General features: G+C 45.4%; 11 protein-coding genes. 10 read left to right on the forward strand and 1 reads right to left on the reverse strand.

Annotation, left to right across the window (positions count from 1 at the left end):
* Positions 1-117 precede the first annotated feature (117 nt).
* The 10 genes from hrpB (at position 118) to F0231_RS11200 (ending at position 16,562) form a co-directional block, all read left to right on the forward strand.
* Positions 118-2,571 (forward strand): ATP-dependent helicase HrpB, encoded by a 2,454-nt coding sequence (gene hrpB / locus F0231_RS11155; RefSeq protein WP_171759799.1) that lies wholly within the window; start codon positions 118-120, stop codon positions 2,569-2,571.
* The gene (gene mrcB, locus F0231_RS11160) at positions 2,568-4,940 is read left to right on the forward strand and encodes a penicillin-binding protein 1B (protein ID WP_171759800.1); all 2,373 of its coding nucleotides are present in this window, start codon (positions 2,568-2,570) and stop codon (positions 4,938-4,940) included. The genes hrpB and mrcB overlap by 4 nt, the downstream gene beginning before the upstream one ends.
* Positions 4,941-5,070: 130 nt before the next feature.
* Positions 5,071-7,338, forward strand: coding sequence for a patatin-like phospholipase family protein (locus tag F0231_RS11165; protein ID WP_171759825.1), 2,268 nt, complete (start codon positions 5,071-5,073; stop codon positions 7,336-7,338).
* A 301-nt stretch (positions 7,339-7,639) separates the two neighbouring features.
* The gene (gene acnB, locus F0231_RS11170) at positions 7,640-10,228 is read left to right on the forward strand and encodes a bifunctional aconitate hydratase 2/2-methylisocitrate dehydratase (RefSeq protein WP_171759801.1); all 2,589 of its coding nucleotides are present in this window, start codon (positions 7,640-7,642) and stop codon (positions 10,226-10,228) included.
* A gap of 135 nt (positions 10,229-10,363) precedes the next feature.
* On the forward strand, positions 10,364-10,735 hold the full coding sequence (locus F0231_RS11175) for a YacL family protein (protein ID WP_171759802.1): 372 nt from the start codon (positions 10,364-10,366) through the stop codon (positions 10,733-10,735).
* Positions 10,736-10,924: 189 nt separating this feature from the next.
* Entirely contained in the window at positions 10,925-11,263 is a 339-nt protein-coding gene (locus tag F0231_RS11180; protein WP_171759803.1) for a P-II family nitrogen regulator, read from the forward strand.
* Between the two features lie 26 nt (positions 11,264-11,289).
* A complete protein-coding gene (locus F0231_RS11185) occupies positions 11,290-12,519 on the forward strand; it encodes an ammonium transporter (RefSeq protein ID WP_171759804.1) in 1,230 nt (409 codons plus the stop codon).
* A gap of 142 nt (positions 12,520-12,661) precedes the next feature.
* Positions 12,662-13,678: a Fe(3+) ABC transporter substrate-binding protein gene (locus tag F0231_RS11190; RefSeq protein ID WP_171759805.1), complete on the forward strand. Its 1,017-nt coding sequence runs from the start codon at positions 12,662-12,664 to the stop codon at positions 13,676-13,678.
* Between the two features lie 227 nt (positions 13,679-13,905).
* Entirely contained in the window at positions 13,906-15,531 is a 1,626-nt protein-coding gene (locus F0231_RS11195) for an iron ABC transporter permease (protein ID WP_171759806.1), read from the forward strand.
* Complete coding sequence (locus tag F0231_RS11200; protein WP_171759807.1) at positions 15,531-16,562, forward strand: ABC transporter ATP-binding protein; 1,032 nt, start codon at positions 15,531-15,533, stop codon at positions 16,560-16,562. Before F0231_RS11195 ends, F0231_RS11200 begins: the two co-directional genes overlap by 1 nt.
* On the opposite strand, the gene F0231_RS11205 is transcribed toward F0231_RS11200, so the two are convergent.
* Entirely contained in the window at positions 16,559-18,361 is a 1,803-nt protein-coding gene (locus F0231_RS11205; protein ID WP_171759808.1) for a GGDEF domain-containing protein, read from the reverse strand. The two genes, F0231_RS11200 and F0231_RS11205, sit on opposite strands and share 4 nt — an antisense overlap.
* Positions 18,362-18,407 lie beyond the last annotated feature (46 nt).

Below are 18,407 nucleotides of genomic sequence, written 5' to 3' on the forward strand. Positions count from 1 at the left end.
TGCTTAGAATGACTAGGCTACAAACCTCTCGCCGCGATTAAAACGCTTTTATCTCGAACAAAATTTAATCGAAAAAGGTCAATAGACCCTACGACATTACACCATAAGGTTCCTTCCTTGTCACAATTGCCTATTCAGGGCGTGATGCCAGAGCTGCTCTCTGGTGTACGCGAATACTCCCAGCTTATTCTCAAAGCGGCACCCGGAGCGGGTAAGTCGACCTATTTTCCGCTTCAGCTCCTATTGGAGAAGATCGTTTCAGGAAAAATTATCATGCTTGAACCAAGGCGATTGGCGGCGCGAAATATCGCTCGCTACCTTGCTCAGCAATTGGGTGAAAGTGTTGGGCAACGTGTAGGTTATCGCGTTCGTGGAGAAAATAAGACCAGTGCACAGACTCAGCTTGAAGTGGTAACAGAGGGGGTTTTGACTCGAATGATCCAGTCCGATCCTGAACTGTCAGGGATTGATTTGGTCATTTTTGATGAGTTTCATGAGCGCAGTATTCATGCCGATACGGCATTGGCTTTCTGCCTAGAGATCCAAGAAGCACTACGTGACGATCTTAAACTGGTCGTGATGTCGGCAACGTTGGATCAAGAGGCGCTTGGGAAACTGCTAACTGAAGCGAAATATGTTGAGTCTCAAGGTAGAAGCTTCCCAGTTGAGCACCGTTACATCGCGACTAAAGCCAATGAGTATCTAGAAGATCAAATGGCAAAACAGATCGGCAGTTTAATGGCAAATGAGCCGGGATCTTTGCTGGCGTTTTTGCCTGGTGTTGCGGCAATCAAAAGAGTCGAAGAGCGACTTCATCAACTGCCTAGCGACGTTCAAATATGTCCGCTTTATGGACAGTTGGACTTTGCTCAGCAGCAAGCCGCGATTCAACCAAGCGAAACGGGCAAGCGCAAAGTGGTGCTTGCGACGAACATTGCGGAGACTTCACTCACCATTGAAGGCATACGAATGGTGGTCGATTCAGGCCTTGAACGCGTTGCCAAATTTGATCTTCGCAGCGGCGTGACAAGATTGGAGCAAGTAAAAATTGCTCAGTCTTCAGCGGAGCAACGTGCTGGGCGAGCGGGTCGTACTGAGCCAGGGATCTGTGTGAGATTGTATAGCGAGAGCCAACTTGCTCAGCAGCCTTATGTGCCAGCGCCAGAAATTCTGCATACCGATCTTGCAAATCTGGTACTTGAATTGGCACAGTGGGGTGCGCAAAAGCCAGAAGAGTTGAGTTGGTTAGATGTTCCTCCAACGGCGGCGATTGCTCAAGCCAAAAGCTTATTAATGCAATTGGGTTTGTTAGATAACACTGGTCAGTTAACAGAAGCAGGGCATCAAGCTGGAGAGCTGGGGCTAGATCCAAGATCAGCCGCCATGTTAGCTAAAGCCGATCAACATCAAGCAACGGCTTTGGCCGTCATTGCACTTCTTGAAGATCCAGAGCGCAATACGCTGGATTTCCTACACAGTGTGCATCGTCTCAAGCTCGGGAAACATCACAAACAAAAGGTAGTGCTTAACCGAGCGAAGAGTTTGGCTAATCGATTATCTTGTTCATTTGAACTGTCACAGGTGGATGAGTCTGAGGTGGCATCGCTGCTCGCATGCGCCTTTCCTGATCGCATCGCACAAGCACGCCATAATCAACTGGGTCGGTTTGTGCTCGCCAATGGACATGGAGCCGATATTCAAGATACGGAACGCTTAGCTTCAAGTGATTATCTCGTCGTGCTTGATTTGATGAGAAGCAAGTCAGACTCTTCTATGGTGTTCAGTGCGGTAGAGCTCGACATCAATCAGCTTCAGTCACAATCTCCAAGTCTCTTCTCTGAGTATGAATTGGTCGATTGGGATGAGCAAAAAGGACGTCTTGTCGCAGAGAAGCAAATCAAAACTGGTCGTTTAATCATTGAGAGAAGACTGCTTCCCGAGCCTCCCCGTGAAAAAATGACCGAAGCTTTACTTAACTTTATCCGCCGTAAGGGCCTATCGGTTTTAAACTGGACAGCTCATAGTACTGAACTGTTAGAGAGAATCCGCTGTGGCTGTGAGTGGCTACCTGATCAAGCGTGGCCTGAATTTGATGATGCTTCATTACTTGAACATCTCGATAAATGGCTTGAGTCCTATTTAAACGGTGTCCATTCAGTCAAAGCGTTATCCAAAATAGACATAGAGGCCGCTCTGTTGGCTTATCTTGGTTGGCCATTAAATCAAGAGATCGAAAAATGGTTGCCAACACACTACCAAGTGCCAACAGGCAGTAAGAAAAAGATCCGCTATCAGCAAGGGCAAGAACCAGTGCTTTCAGTGCGAATGCAAGAGGTGTTTGGCGAGCAAAGCTCTCCTGTAATAGCTCTTGGTCGCAAGCGATTGGTGTTAGAGCTTTTGTCTCCAGCGCAGAGACCATTACAAGTGACAAGAGATCTTGCGAGTTTCTGGGCTGGAGCATACAAAGAAGTGCAGAAAGAAATGAAAGGGCGCTACCCTAAACACGTTTGGCCAGACGATCCTGCCAACCATGTAGCAACAACCAAAACTAAGCGACAACTGAATTCATGACCAAGAAAAACACCACGACGACAAAAAAGAAGGCAACGACAACAACGAAGAAGCCTGTTCGTAAGCGTGCGTCGAAACCAAGAAAGCCAGCCGCGAAGAAAGGTGGTCAGAGAACATGGCTTAAGACATTGTGGGGAATCAGCTGGAAGCTTGGTCTTGCAGGTTTTGCGGTATTGCTATTTGTTGGAATTTATCTTGATAGCGTGGTCAAACAGCGCTTCGAAGGGCAGCTGTTTGATTTGCCAACGGTCGTTTATGCGCGAATTTTGAATCTTGCCCCAGGCGACAACATTACGATTCAAGAAGTGAGAAATGAACTCGATGTTCTCAATTATCGAAAAGTGCGTCAGCCGCGTTACCCAGGCGAATATTCCTCCTCATCTACGAAAATTGAGTTGATCCGTCGACCTTTTGAATTTAGCGATGGTCCAGAGCCTGATCGCCATGTAATGCTTCACTTTGATTCTAATAACCTGACTCGTATTCAATCTTTAGAAAGAAGTGGCAATCTAGGATATTTAAGAATTGAGCCCAAAATGCTGGGAATGCTAGAGAAGAATCACGATCAGCAGCGCTTGTTTTTACGTCGTGATCAGTTCCCAGAGGTCATGGTCGATGCGTTATTGGTGACAGAAGATCGTAATTTCTATCAGCATGATGGGGTTTCGCCGCTCGCGATTGCTCGTGCGCTAGTGGCTAACGTCAAAGCGGGTCGGACAGTGCAAGGCGGAAGTACCCTAACTCAGCAGTTAGCCAAGAACCTGTTTTTATCGAGCGATAGAACCTTATGGCGTAAAGTACGTGAAGCCTACATTGCCTTGATCCTTGATTACCGTTATAGCAAAGATCGTATTCTGGAAGCCTACTTGAATGAGGTTTATCTAGGGCAAAGTGCCGGTGAAGCGATTCACGGCTTTGGTCTTGCGTCACGACTTTATTTTGGGCAGCCAGTTCAAGAGCTTCGTATTGATCAAATTGCGTTATTAGTTGGCATGGTCAAAGGGCCTTCTTACTACAATCCTATTCGCTTTCCTGAGCGTGCAAAAACACGTCGTGATCTCGTGCTGCGCTTGATGATGCAGCAAGATATTCTAACGGCAAAACAATATGATATGGCGGCAAGTCGCCCTCTGGATATTCAAGATAATCCGCGTATTGCCAGCCGTCAGCCTGCTTATTTTCAGCAACTGAAAATTGAACTAAAAGAGAAAGTAGGAGAAGCGTTCCAATCGGACCTTGGCTTGCGTGTGTTCACCTCTCTTGATCCAGTATCACAGCAGAAATTAGAGCAAGCGATCGCTAAGAAGATCCCTCAACTTGCGAGCATCGCGGGTAAATCTCTAGAAGGAGCCGCTGTTGCGGTGGATCGTCATACTGGTGAGATTCGAGCCATGGTGGGCGGTAAGCGCACAGGCTATGATGGCTTTAACCGAGCGCTCAATGCCAGCCGTCAGATTGGCTCTTTGGCAAAACCTGCTGTCTACTTAGCGGCGCTAGAACAGCCAGAGAAGTACAGTCTAGCGACCACACTGCATGACAAACCTATTAGTCTAAAAGGCAGCAAAGGTAACGTTTGGTCTCCTAGAAACTACGACCGTAAGTTCCGCGGAGATGTACCACTTTATACCGCACTTGCTAAGTCATTGAATGTACCGACGGTAGAGTTAGGCATGCAAGTCGGTATTCCTAGAGTGGTCGAAACGTTGGAAAACTTAGGTGTAGATAAAAACGAGATCCGTCCGGTTCCGTCGATGTTTTTGGGCTCGTTCACTCTGACGCCTTTCCAAGTAGCGCAGATGTATCAAACACTGACTAACTCGGGGAAGCAGGCTAAGCTTTCTGCTTTACGCTCGGTGGTGGATATAGAGGGGAACGTGCTGTTCCAATCATTGCCTCGCGTCGCTCAAACGGTGGATCAGCGTGCAGCTTGGTTAACAACTTATGCGATGAAACGCGGTGTTATGGAAGGAACAGGGCGTTATCTCAATAGTCAGTTTGCGTGGGCAGCATTAGCTGGAAAAACTGGCACCAGTAATGATACTCGTGACAGTTGGTTTGTCGGTGTAGATGGACGAGAAGTGACGACGATTTGGCTTGGCCGTGATGACAACAAACCGACGAAATTGACGGGCTCTAGTGGCGCGTTACGTGTCTATGCTGAATATCTTAATCATCGAATCCCACAAAAACTTACCTTACCTTGGCCGCAAGGAGTGAGCACTTATGGTTTCATGAAGACGGCTCAGGGGAGTTTAGACTTAGACTGTAATAACAGCTTTAAACTGCCGGTTTGGGATAACGCTAATGAACTCAAGAATCGCTGTTCAAATCAACCTAAGCAGTGGATTAAAGAGCTATTTAGCTGGTAACAGCACAATTGATGAATAATTTAATGGATTATTGCTTTACGTGGTTTGAGTCACTCAGTTATAAACGTAAGGTCTTGTTAAGAAAGGAACTCGGATTGTGAGAAAGTTGGCTTATCTGCTTTTGGGTTTGATGGGTGGTGTTGCGTTTACTGTTTCTGCGCAAACCACCGAAGAGCCTCAGCGACCAAAGGTAGCAGTAGTATTAGCGGGTGGTGGCGCTAAAGGAGCGGCTCACATTGGTGTTTTAAAAGCGCTTGAAGAGATGCGTATTCCCGTCGATTACATCACAGGAACAAGCATGGGGTCATTCGTTGGTGGCCTCTACGCGACCGGTATGAGTGCAGATGAAATAGAATCGTTTATCGACACTGTTGACTGGAATAGCGGCTATCGTGATCGAGTCGATCGAAGCCAACGAAAAGTACAAGACAAAGAATACGAAGACAGATACCAACTGACCACAGATCTCGGCCTCCGTTGGGGAGAAATCCGAGGTACAAAAGGTATTGTTCAAGGACAGGGCATGCTTAAGTTGTTGCGAGAAACCGCAGGCAACTTACCTCCGTTTGACTCTTTTGACGAGCTCGCTATTCCATACCGCTCAGTGGCGACAGATATCGTCGCGCTTGAACCTGTTGTTATTGGTGACGGTTATTTGGTTGATGCCATGATGGCAAGTATGTCAGTGCCTGGAGCGCTTCCTCCGTATAACTTGGACGGAAGACTGTTGGTGGATGGTGGCGTGACTAACAACATGCCCGTTGATGTCGCCCGTAAGCTAGGTGCGGATATTGTGATTGCTGTGGATATCAGTACCGACTACAAAGATAAAGAAGAGTTTACCAACCTATTCTCTGTCGCGGACCAACTCTCTAACTATTTGGTAAGAAGCACCACCAATCGACAAGCTGAAACACTCACCGAGCAAGATTTCTTCCTTAAACCTGATGTCGGCGATATGGAGACCACTGAGTTCGACAAAATGCCACAAGCGTTTGAAGAGGGTTACCAAGAAGCGATCGCACTGAAAGATCAGTTATCTGTTCTCAGCCTAAGTTCGACTGAGTATCAAGCCTACATTGAAAGTAAGCAGAAAGCGCGTCGTCAACTTCGCTACGGTGATGAGATTACTGTTGATAAAATCATCCTCAATAATAATACCCACTACACAGACACTTTGTTGTCCAACCGCCTGGATCTAGAAGAGGGGCAGCAGTACAAAATCAGTGACGTCGAGCAAAGCGTTCAAAATTTGTATGCGTTGGATCGTTTTGAATTGGTGACCTATCGTTATGACGAAGTTGACGGTCAAGATGCCTTAATTGTTGACGTGAATGAGAAGTCGTGGGGGCCAAATTACGTTAACTTCCGATTCTTCCTAGAAGATGACTTTAGCACGGACAGCCAGTATGCAATTGGTATCTCAACCAACTTTACCGATCTTAACTCTCATGGTGCAGAGCTGCGTACCAATATCGAAATGGGGACTGATAAGCTGATTGAAGCAGAGCTTTACTCGCCATTTTTCTCTAGTCAAAAATCGTTTACTAAATTTGGGCTCTCTTATTCTAATGAAAAACGCAATGCACCTTTAACGGGCTTTGACGATACGACATTAGGCGCGACGGATAATTACTACAAGGTATCCTTTACTGAAAATAAAGCAGAGCTAGCGTTAGGGTATCAAGATACTTTATGGCGTCGTTTCATGCTCGGTGGGCGTTATACCGATGGGGACGGTGAGTTATCGACCATTCCGTCGTGTGGTGACTTTAGTTATAAACGCCTGGGTGCTTTTGCCAATTATCGAGTGGATACGCTGGATGATTTCAGCCTGCCGAGAAAAGGTATCTATCTCGACCTTGAGTATATGGTTTCCCATGATGAGCCTTCAGGTACCCTAAATGCAGAGTGTTTTGATAGTGGAGATATCTCAACTGCCGAAGACACTATCTATGAATTGGATGCTAAATTTATTGGTGCGCACACCTTTGACCGACATACTTTAGTCGCAAATGTGGAGCTTGGGTTTGTACAGAGTAAAAACTCTTTGTTGCCTTTAGACCCTAAAGAAATCGGTGGATTCCAGAATTTATCGGGTATTGCTCGAAATAGTCTTATTGGCTCAAACAAAGTGTTCGGCAGTGTTATCTATCGCTACCGCTGGTTTGACAATGATTTTGGATTGTTTACTTCACCATTCTATGTCGGTGCCTCACTTGAGTACGGCGGCGTATGGTCTGATCCAGATTTAGAAATTAACGAAGCGCCTCTTTATGCAGCGGGCTCTGCATTTTTTGGGGTTGATTCGCCTGTTGGTCCTATCATGATGGGTTACGGTCGAACAGAACAAAACTATGACTCTTTCTACTTAATTATCGGTACCACATTTAAGTAGGGGAACTTTCATCTATCAGCCCAATATCACACTCTCATCCTGTGAGATATTGGGCTCTGTGGTAGTGAAAAACATGGGACTTTAGTCTTAAGTTGCTATGTTGGTCAAAATGATGAGATTTTAATTTAAGGTTAAATTTGCTATTCTACCGCCCACAGTTTGGCCTCTCTGGCACTGTTTATCAGTCAAAATTGAATGAAAAATATGGCAAGGAGAGCCAAGTTTCCAAGGATGTTCACTCCCTTATTTTTTGAATAAATAAGCAATAAGAGGGAGGAACCGCAATGAGAGGAAAAAAGTCGTGCTTGAAGCCTACCGTAAACACGTCGAAGAGCGTGCTGCTGAAGGAGTTGTTCCTAAACCACTAGATGCTGAGCAAGTTGCTGGCCTAGTAGAACTTCTTAAAAATCCCCCTCAAGGTGAAGAAGAGTTCATTCTTGACCTACTCGAGAACCGCATCCCACCAGGTGTAGATGAAGCCGCTTACGTTAAAGCTGGTTTCCTAACAGCAATTACTAAAGGTGAAGTGGAATCACCACTAGTAAGCCCAGCAAAGGCTGCTGAACTACTAGGCACTATGCAAGGTGGTTACAACATCGAGTCACTGATTTCACTACTTGATGACGAAGCTCTTGCGCCAATCGCGGTTAAAGCTCTATCTCATACTCTGCTTATGTTTGATGCTTTCTATGATGTAGAAGAGAAAGCGAAAGCAGGCAACAGCTACGCACAGCAAGTTCTGCAATCTTGGGCGGATGCCGAGTGGTTTACCTCTAAAGAGAAAGTTGCAGAGAAAATCACTGTTAAAGTATTCAAGGTCACTGGTGAAACTAACACCGATGATCTATCTCCAGCACCAGATGCATGGTCTCGCCCAGATATCCCAGTACACGCTAAAGCGATGCTGAAAATGGAGCGTGACGGTATTAACCCAGATGACGCAGGTACTGTTGGTCCAATCAAACAGATCGAAGAACTGCAAAAAGACGGCATTCAGCTGGCGTATGTAGGTGATGTTGTTGGTACAGGTTCTTCACGTAAATCTGCAACTAACTCTGTACTTTGGTTTATGGGTGAAGATATCCCATACGTACCGAACAAGCGCACTGGCGGTGTTTGCCTAGGTGGTAAGATCGCTCCAATCTTCTACAACACAATGGAAGATTCAGGTGCACTACCGATTGAATTGAATGTACAAGACATGAACATGGGCGATGTGATTGATATCTACCCATACGAAGGTGTTGTACGTAAAGACGGCGCAGAAATCTCAAGCTTCGAACTAAGCAAAGTATTGCTTGATGAAGTTCGTGCTGGTGGTCGTATTCCACTGATCATTGGTCGTGGCCTAACAAGCCGCGCTCGTACGTCTCTAGGTCTAGAAGAAACAGACCTGTTTGCTAAGCCAATTGATCCAACAGCGTCAGATAAAGGCTATACACTAGCTCAGAAGATGGTTGGTAAAGCGTGTGGCGTAGAAGGCGTTCGCGCAGGTCAGTACTGTGAGCCGAAGATGACGACTGTAGGTTCTCAGGATACGACAGGTCCTATGACGCGTGATGAGCTAAAAGACCTTGCGTGTCTTGGCTTCTCAGCAGACCTAGTAATGCAGTCTTTCTGTCACACATCGGCATACCCGAAACCAGTTGATGTGAATACGCACCATACTCTGCCTGACTTCATTATGAACCGTGCTGGTGTTTCTCTACGCCCTGGTGATGGTGTTATCCACTCATGGCTAAACCGTATGCTTCTGCCTGATACAGTAGGTACTGGTGGTGACTCGCATACTCGTTTCCCTCTGGGTATTTCATTCCCTGCAGGTTCTGGTCTTGTTGCGTTTGCAGCAGCAACAGGTGTTATGCCACTTGATATGCCGGAATCAATCTTGGTTCGCTTCAAAGGTGAAATGCAGCCAGGTATCACACTACGTGACCTAGTACATGCTATCCCTCTATACGGCATCAAGCAAGGTCTACTGACGGTTGAAAAAGCAGGTAAGATCAACGAATTCTCTGGTCGCGTACTAGAAATTGAAGGTGTAGAGCACCTATCTGTTGAGCAAGCATTTGAGCTATCAGATGCGTCTGCAGAGCGTTCTGCGGCAGGTTGTACAGTTAAGCTATCTCAAGAGTCTATCGAAGAGTACCTAAACTCGAACATCACTATGCTTAAGTGGATGATTGCAGAAGGTTACGGTGACGTGCGTACGATTGAACGTCGTATCACAGCAATGGAAGAGTGGTTAGCTAACCCAGAGCTTCTGTCTGCTGATGCTGACGCTGAGTACGCTCATGTTATTGAGATTGACCTTGCTGATATCACTGAACCAGTGCTTTGTGCGCCGAACGATCCAGATGATGCTCGTCTACTATCTGAAGTTCAAGGTACAGAGATCCAAGAAGTGTTCATCGGTTCATGTATGACCAACATCGGTCACTTCCGAGCAGCGGGTAAGATGCTAGAAGAGTTCAATGGTTCGCTAAGCACGCGTCTATGGGTGGCTCCGCCAACTAAGATGGATAAAGATCAGCTAACAGAAGAAGGTTACTACGGTATCTTTGGGCGTGCGGGGGTTCGTATCGAAACTCCAGGCTGTTCTCTATGTATGGGTAACCAAGCGCGCGTAGCGGACAAAGCAACCGTGATGTCTACATCAACGCGTAACTTCCCGAACCGTCTGGGTACAGGTGCGAACGTTTATCTAGCGTCTGCTGAGCTTTCTGCAGTTGGTGCAATCTTGGGTCGCATTCCAACTAAGGAAGAGTACCTAGAGTACGCTCAGAAGATTGATGCAACGGCAGCTGACACATACCGTTACTTGAACTTCCATAAGATGGGTCAGTACACAGAGAAAGCAGACACGGTTATTTTCCAAGAGCCAGCATAACCCTTTCTCATATTTGTAGCTGAAGCTGCATAGAGGAACCCAAATGATAGAGCGTCTACTTCGGTAGGCGCTTTTTTTGTGCTTGTGATTGGAACGCTATATACTCTCGGTCCAAATTTTTGAGGGTGCTGTTCAATGGAATTCGAGTTTATTAGAAACACATTAATGGGCGAATACTATGTCAAATCGAGCATGGGCCATGAGATTGTAGGTCGTTGGCTTCAAGAAGAGATCGGCAAAAACTGGGACAAGATCGCTCAAGTTGAACAGTTAACTGATCAAGCTCGAATGGAACCTCAAAAAGAGCACCTTCTATTGGGGACAGAAATAAGTGTCAATATCCAAGGCGATGAAGTGATTGTCCAAGAGAACGTGTTAGCTCACGGTGACGAGATGGACGCGGATAGTGAGTTCGATTTTTATGACAGTGAAAGCACCGCGAGTTGCGGGTTAGAGGATTTTGAACTGATGATCGAACAGTGGAAAGAGTTCTTAACCACAAAGTAGATGCACATTATTGGTGAGGTTTATGAGCCTTGCCTTAATATTGTGAGTAGGGCGCACCATAACGGTGCGCCTTTTTGCGTTCTAGAGGGCTGTTTTATTGTTATTTTCTTTTAAATCAATGCCTTAAAAACTTGGCACGTAGCTTGGATTATAAAAAGTAAAAGGACGATAGCTTTCAGAGAGGATGCGATGAAACTAATTAATGCGATTATCAAACCGTTCAAACTAGATGATGTACGCGAAGCCCTAGCCGATGTCGGTATTGAAGGGATGACAGTATCAGAAGTCAAAGGCTTTGGCCGTCAGAAAGGTCACACTGAGTTATACCGAGGCGCTGAGTACCAAGTTGATTTCTTACCAAAAGTGAAATTAGAAATCGCGACACAAGAAGAGAATGTTGACCGTGTTATCGAAGCGGTAACCAAAGCGGCACACACAGGTAAGATTGGTGACGGTAAGATTTTTGTTTACGACCTGACTCAAGCTGTGCGCATTCGTACTAACGAAATGGACGCTGAAGCGCTTTAAGAATTCTAAGGACTGGAGACAATAAGATGGAATTAACAACAACAGTAACCGAATTACGTTACGCACTAGACACCTTTTTCTTTCTCATTTCAGGTGCGTTAGTAATGTGGATGGCAGCAGGCTTTGCAATGTTAGAAGCTGGCCTTGTTCGCTCTAAAAACACGACTGAGATTTTGACCAAGAATATCTGCCTATACGCAATCGCTTGTACGATGTACTTGATTGTTGGTTACAACATTATGTATGTCGATAATGGTGAAGGTGGTTGGTTGCCATCATTTGGTGCACTGATTGGTACGCAAGGTGAAGGCGCTGACCACTCTCTAGAATCAGATTTCTTCTTCCAAGTAGTATTTGTCGCAACAGCAATGTCTGTCGTGTCAGGTGCGGTAGCTGAACGTATGAAGCTATGGTCATTCCTAATCTTCTCAGCAGTACTAACAGCATTCATTTATCCAATGGAAGGTTACTGGACATGGGGCGGCGGTTTCCTATCAGAAGCAGGCTTTAGTGACTTCGCAGGTTCAGGTATCGTACACATGGCAGGTGCAGCAGCAGCTCTAGCAGGCGTACTTCTACTAGGTGCTCGTAAAGGTAAATATGGTAAGAACGGTGAAATCTACCCAATTCCTGGTTCAAACATGCCGCTTGCGACGTTAGGTACATTTATCCTTTGGTTTGGTTGGTTTGGCTTCAATGGTGGTTCTCAACTAATGGTTTCTGACTTTGAGAATGCAACTGCGGTAGGTCAAATCTTCCTAAATACAAATGCAGCAGCAGCAGCAGGTGCAATTGCAGCACTATTTGTATGTAAGACAACTTGGGGCAAAGCTGACCTGACTATGATTCTTAATGGTGCACTAGCTGGTCTTGTAGCAATTACTGCTGACCCACTGTCTCCATCACCACTATATGCAGTTGCTATTGGTGCAGTATCAGGTGCAATCGTAGTATTCAGCATCATCGGCCTAGACAAGCTTAAGATTGATGATCCAGTAGGTGCTATCTCTGTACACGGTGTGTGTGGTTTCTTCGGCCTAATGGTTGTGCCTCTAAGCAATGGTGACGCAACATTTGGTGCTCAGCTTCTAGGTGCAGTAGTGATCTTTGGCTGGGTGTTTGGTGCAAGTCTTGTGGTTTGGGCGGTGTTAAAAGCGACAGTTGGTATCCGTGTATCGGAAGACGAAGAGCTTGAAGGTATGGACATGCACGATTGTGGTGTAGGCGCTTATCCTGAGTTTGTAACTGTTAAATAATTTACAGACATTTACATTTTCCCACTTGAAACCTGCTCTAATGAGCAGGTTTTTTTGTGTCTAATCATTGTTTTCTAAATTATGATGAATATAATAACGCAACTGATAAACATTATCGTTACGATGTTAAAGGACTGAACCAATGAAAAAATTGCTAACTCTTTCTGCTCTAGCTTGCGCAACTATCGCACCTACAGCTGCAATCGCTGCAGAAGAAGTAAACGTATACTCTTACCGCCAACCTTTCCTAGTTGAGCCAATGTTCAACGAATTCACTAAAGAAACAGGTATTAAAGTAAACGTTAAGTTCGCAAAGAAAGGTCTAGCAGAGAAGCTAGCTCAAGAGGGTGAATACAGCCCTGCTGATGTTATTCTAACGGTAGATATCAGCCGTCTATCTGAGCTGACTAAGCAAGATCTTGTTCAAGCTGTTGAAAGCGACATTCTAGAGAAGAACATTCCAGCTCAGTACCAAGATGCTGACAATGAGTGGTTTGCTCTAACCACTCGTACTCGTAGCGTTTACTCTTCACGTGACCGTGTTGGCCGCCTAGGTGAAGACTTCACTTACGCTGATCTAGCTAAGCCAGAGTTCAAAGGTAAAATCTGTACTCGTAGCGGTAAGCACCCTTACAACGTATCTCTAGTTTCTTCGATGATTGCTCACAAAGGCGAAGCAGAAACTAAAGAGTGGCTAGAAGGCGTTAAAGCTAACCTAGCTCGTAAACCTCAAGGCAACGACCGTGCACAGGTTAAAGCAATCAAAGAAGGTCTTTGTGACGTTTCTCTTGGTAACAGCTACTACCTAGGTAAGATGGTTAACGATAAAGAGCAAAAAGCTTGGGCTGATGCGGTTTACATTAACTTCCCTAACCAAGCAACAACGGGTACTCACGTAAACATTTCTGGTATGGCGATGGCTAAGTACTCTCCTAACAAAGAGAACGCTGTTAAGCTTATGGAGTTCCTAGCGGGTGATACAGCACAAAGCATGTACGCTGAAGTGAACTACGAGTACCCAGTTAAAGCAGGCGTTGAGCGTTCTGAGCTAGTTGCTTCTTGGGGTGATTTCAAAGCAGATACTATCTCTCTAGACGAGATCGCAGATCACCATGAAGCTGCTATCAAACTTCTAGACGAAGTTAAGTTCGACCTATAATAGTCTTCCTTAAAGGTCTTTGACCGAACGAATACAACCTCAAGTTGCTTTTTTGGCACTTGGGGTTGTTTGTTATATACCTAAAGTAACTTCAGGTGCACGCAAATCGGCTCTGTACCTTGAAGAAAGGAAACTATCTGGGTATAAATACTCTTAGACTATCAAAAGGATATGAGATGTATTTGCAGCCGCATTTGTGTTTCATAGAGCCTCGTTGTAATTAGGCGATGAAAGAGAAAAATTATTTATGGAAAACCAGTAGTGGAGTCCTCGCTCTGCTACTGGTTTTGCCGATCTTAGCGATATTCACCACTGCTGTCGGAGAGACCAATGAGCTATTCAGCCATTTGATGTCGACAGTAATGCCCACTTACGCTTTCAATACCGTAGCTCTGGTTGCGGGGACGATGGCGCTTTCCCTGTTATTTGGCATTCCTTCCGCGTGGGTGATGGCAATGTGTCGCATCCCAGGCGAGCGTGTACTGCAGTGGGCTTTGGTTCTGCCACTTGCGATGCCTGGTTATATCGTAGGTTACATCTTTACTGATTGGTTTGATTTTGCAGGTCCAATCCAGATTTTACTCCGTGACTTAACGGGGTGGGGACCAGGGGACTACTGGTTTCCAGATATTCGTACTCTAACCGGTGCGATTATCGTTCTCTCCTTAGTGCTCTATCCTTATGTTTACTTGCTTTGTCGAGCTGCCTTTATGGAGCAAAACGTCTCTTTGTTGCAATCAGCTCGCCTACTTAAGTGTTCGCCTTGGGAGAGTTTCCGCCGTATTTCTCTGCCTCTTGTTCGTCCTTCGATTGCTGTTGGTTTATCGCTTGTTGCGATGGAGACGGTGGGTGATTTCGGAACAGTGAGTTACTTTGCGGTTAATACCCTAACCACAGCCGTTTACGATACGTGGCTTGGCTACTCGAGTTTGACCGCCGCTGCGAAGATTTCAGCGATTATGCTGGTGGTTGTTATCTTGTTGCTAAGCAGCGAGCGTTATAGCCGACGTAAACAGAAACTGTTCCAAAATCAGTTCAGTAGCCGAGAAGACTTTCGTTATAAGCTGACTGGATGGAAGAAATGGTTAGCTGTTTCATGGTGTTGGGGACTGGTATGTGTGGCCTTTATCTTTCCTCTCGGCCAGCTTGTTATCTATGCTTACAAATATTTTGCGCAAAGTTGGACCGCTGAGTTCCGTGAATATGCACTTAACAGTTTGTATGTTTCTCTAACCGCAGCTGTGATTGGTGTACTTGTTGCTCTTATCGTTAATTTTTGTCAGCGTGTGAACCCAGGTCGTAAGAGCTTAGCTTTTATGCGCCTATCTTCGATGGGTTACGCGGTGCCGGGTACCGTTCTCGCAATCGGCGTCATGGTGCCAGTGTTGTTTATGGATCACCTCGTCAATGATGTGGCTAAGTACATGGATTGGGGACGTCCAGGTTTGATCTTTTCTGGTTCCATGTTTGCGTTGATTTTTGCGATGGTCGTTCGCTTCTCTGCTGTCGCAATTGGCAGTATTGAAAGCAGTTTAAGTAAGGTTTCTCCCTCTTTAGACATGGCCTCTCGCACAATGGGGTGTAACGCCAATACCATGCTTTGGCGAGTGCATTTTCCGTTGGTGCGTCGCGGCGCGTTGATTGCTGGGTTACTGGTCTTTATTGAGTCAATGAAAGAGCTCAATGCGGCGCTTTTACTTCGTCCATTCAACTTTGAAACCTTAGCCACGTATGTTTATAACTTCGCTTCTGACGAGCATTTAGAACTTGCAGCGATGCCTGCGGTTCTACTTGTTCTTGTAGGCTTAGTTCCCCTCGTAATCGTTAACCGTTCTCTGGAGCATTCCCACTGATGAGCTGTGCACTATCCATTAAAAACTTAACCTGTAAGTACGATGAGCAAACGACAGTGTTGGAGTCGCTCTCTTTGGATGTCGATCAGGGTGAGATTGTTTGTCTATTGGGGGCGAGTGGTTGTGGAAAAACGACACTTTTGAAAGCAATTGCTGGCTTGTTGCCCCTCAGTTCAGGTGAGATGAGTCTCAACTGTATGATGATTGATGATGGTGATAACTGGCTGCCTCCAGAGCAGCGTAATATCGGAATGATCTTCCAAGATTATGCGCTGTTTCCTCACCTTACCGTGGCGCAGAATGTGGCGTTCGGCCTACGAGATTTATCTTCAGCGGAGCAGAATACGAAAGTTGAGGAGATGCTAGAGTTGGTTCATCTTGATGGATACGGCGAGCGTTTTCCACATCAACTTTCTGGTGGTCAGCAGCAGCGAGTGGCGATTGCACGTTCTTTAGCTTACAAGCCAGATTTATTGTTACTTGATGAACCGTTTTCGAATATCGATACGCAAGTGCGCCACGAGCTGATAGGAGAGATCCGTAAGATCTTTAAGAAGCAGGGTGTGACTGCAATCTTCGTTACGCACAGCCGTGAAGAAGCCTTCGCGTTTGCCGACAAAATGGCAGTGATGAACCATGGCGTAATTGAACAATATGGCACGGCTAGTGAGCTTTACTATCAACCATCAAGTAAGTTTGTTGCCGACTTCTTAGGTGGTGGTAGCTACCTAACGGCTAAACGTTCCTCTGAATCAGAATTTGAAACAGAGCTGGGCTTGGTTGAAGCGACAGCGCAACAACACATTCAAATTGGTGAGAGTTGTGAATTGCTGCTTCGTCCTCAGCATGTGCAGATCAGTGCCACTGATGACAGTTGCGTTACTGTGCTTGAACAACAATTCATGGGTGACCACTGCCGCTATGTGATTGACGCGAGTGGAAGCCGCCTGCTAGCCAGTTCTTCCGAGCCCCTCTCGATTGGCCAGCAAGTGTCAGTGAAAGTCGAGACGCAAGGCGTTCTCGCTTTTTAATCTTTGTTCAAACAGGTTCTATTACGGCCACTGTTTTTGGCTAAGTAAAGGGCTTCATCAGCTAGGGTGAAGCTCTTCGTTGTATCAGAAGTTATCGTAGCAATCCCCGCGCTGAAAGTATAACTTGCCTCAGCTTCAGTTAAGACTTGTCTAATACGCTCTACAGCAATACAGGCTTCTTCTATGTGTGTATGGCTGAAAATGATCGCGAACTCCTCTCCACCTAAACGTGAAACATGATCGGTTTCTCGGCAGACTTTCTCCATTGTCTGAGCGAAGTTCTTGATGATGGAATCACCGTGAAGGTGGCCATATTTGTCATTGATTCCTTTGAAATGATCGATGTCTAGAATCGCTAAGCAGGATGCGCCTGAATCAGGGTAGCGTTTTAGTGAGCCCGATACTTCTTGTAGTTTTTCATCAAATTTCCGGCGATTCCATACTTGTGTCATCGCGTCTTTTTCACTGAGTGCCTTGAGCTGATTCTCATATACCTTTCGTTCGCTAATATCGGTGAATGAGAGAACGACATATTGAGTTTCATCGTACTCATCTTTCACACTTTGCAGCTTAAATAGAGCGGTCATTCCGCCACTTTGATGGGTATTGAGCAGTATTTCACTTTCCCAATGTTCCAAACTGTCAAAGTGAAAGTTGAAACTAGAGAAGTTATCCAAGTAACTCGAATATTGATCAATGGAATCTATCGCCTTTCCAGTTAGGTCTATGTCATGAAGGTCGAACATGGTTCTGAAACCTTCGTTGTAGCGAGTGATCTTGCCATTTTTGTTTAAGATAACGTTCGCAGTAAGATTATCGACCGCGACATCAAATAGCTTTTTCTCGAGCGTATTCTGCCGTCTAATTTGAATGATGTTACTTAGCAGAAGGATCAATATAGCGTCGAGGAACAGTAGAACAACTAAGCGCATGGTGAGAGCGTTAAGTCGTTCTTGATGGTATTCATCCAAGTTCTTAGAGGCGAACTTACTGACAATGTACCCTGTACTATCTTTAGGGTAGGCTGGAACCGTAACTTTTAGGTATGAATACCAATGATCTTGGTAAAAGCTACTGCCCTTGGTTTCCTCTTGCATTTGCTGCCAAAGTTGAGGGTACCTGGCGGCGAATGAGCTATCAGCAGTTTGAAAGTGTTCATAGACCGAGTTACCGGTTGAAATAAACTCACCAGCTTCATTTACGGTCATACGAGTGATCTCTGAAGAGTATCCATATGAAGGGAATAACTCTTGCAAGCTTAGTCCAATGACGAATAAAAAAGGCGAACCATTGTTATCGATGATTGATGTCGCTATGAGTGCTCTAGAGTCTGTTGAACTGTTTTGCTGAGGGTGAGCCGGAAATGTTCCTAACTTTACGGGTGTCTTCTCTGTGAGTAACTGGTGAAAACTAAACTGGGATTGATCAACAAAACTAAGAACGCTTTCTCCTAATTCAATGAGCGGTTCTTGTTGGTTATTGAAAACATGCAGAGAATACAGGCCTTTAAAGTCTTGCTTAATAAATCCAGTTAGGTTTTCCAGTTGTCGCTTACCGGTATTAGTGGAAAGGTCGATGCTTTCGATTTGCTTGTCCAGGTGGGTGAGTAACAACACGACTTGTCGGAAGGTAGAACTTATCGCTTGTTCTGTTAATGCTACGTCGAGCATTGCGCCTTCACGATATTCCCATTCATAGGTGTTCTCAATATCTCTCCAGTGCTCATAGATACTGTAGAGAGGGAATAGAATGACGAGACAGTTGATAACGAAGACACTGACCCAAGCTTGTTTGAACATCGATAATCTCCAACAAATGGAAATCTCATTTTATAGTATGATATTC

This window comes from Vibrio sp. RE86 (assembly GCF_013114545.1).
In the GTDB taxonomy this organism is placed as follows: Bacteria; Pseudomonadota; Gammaproteobacteria; order Enterobacterales; family Vibrionaceae; genus Vibrio.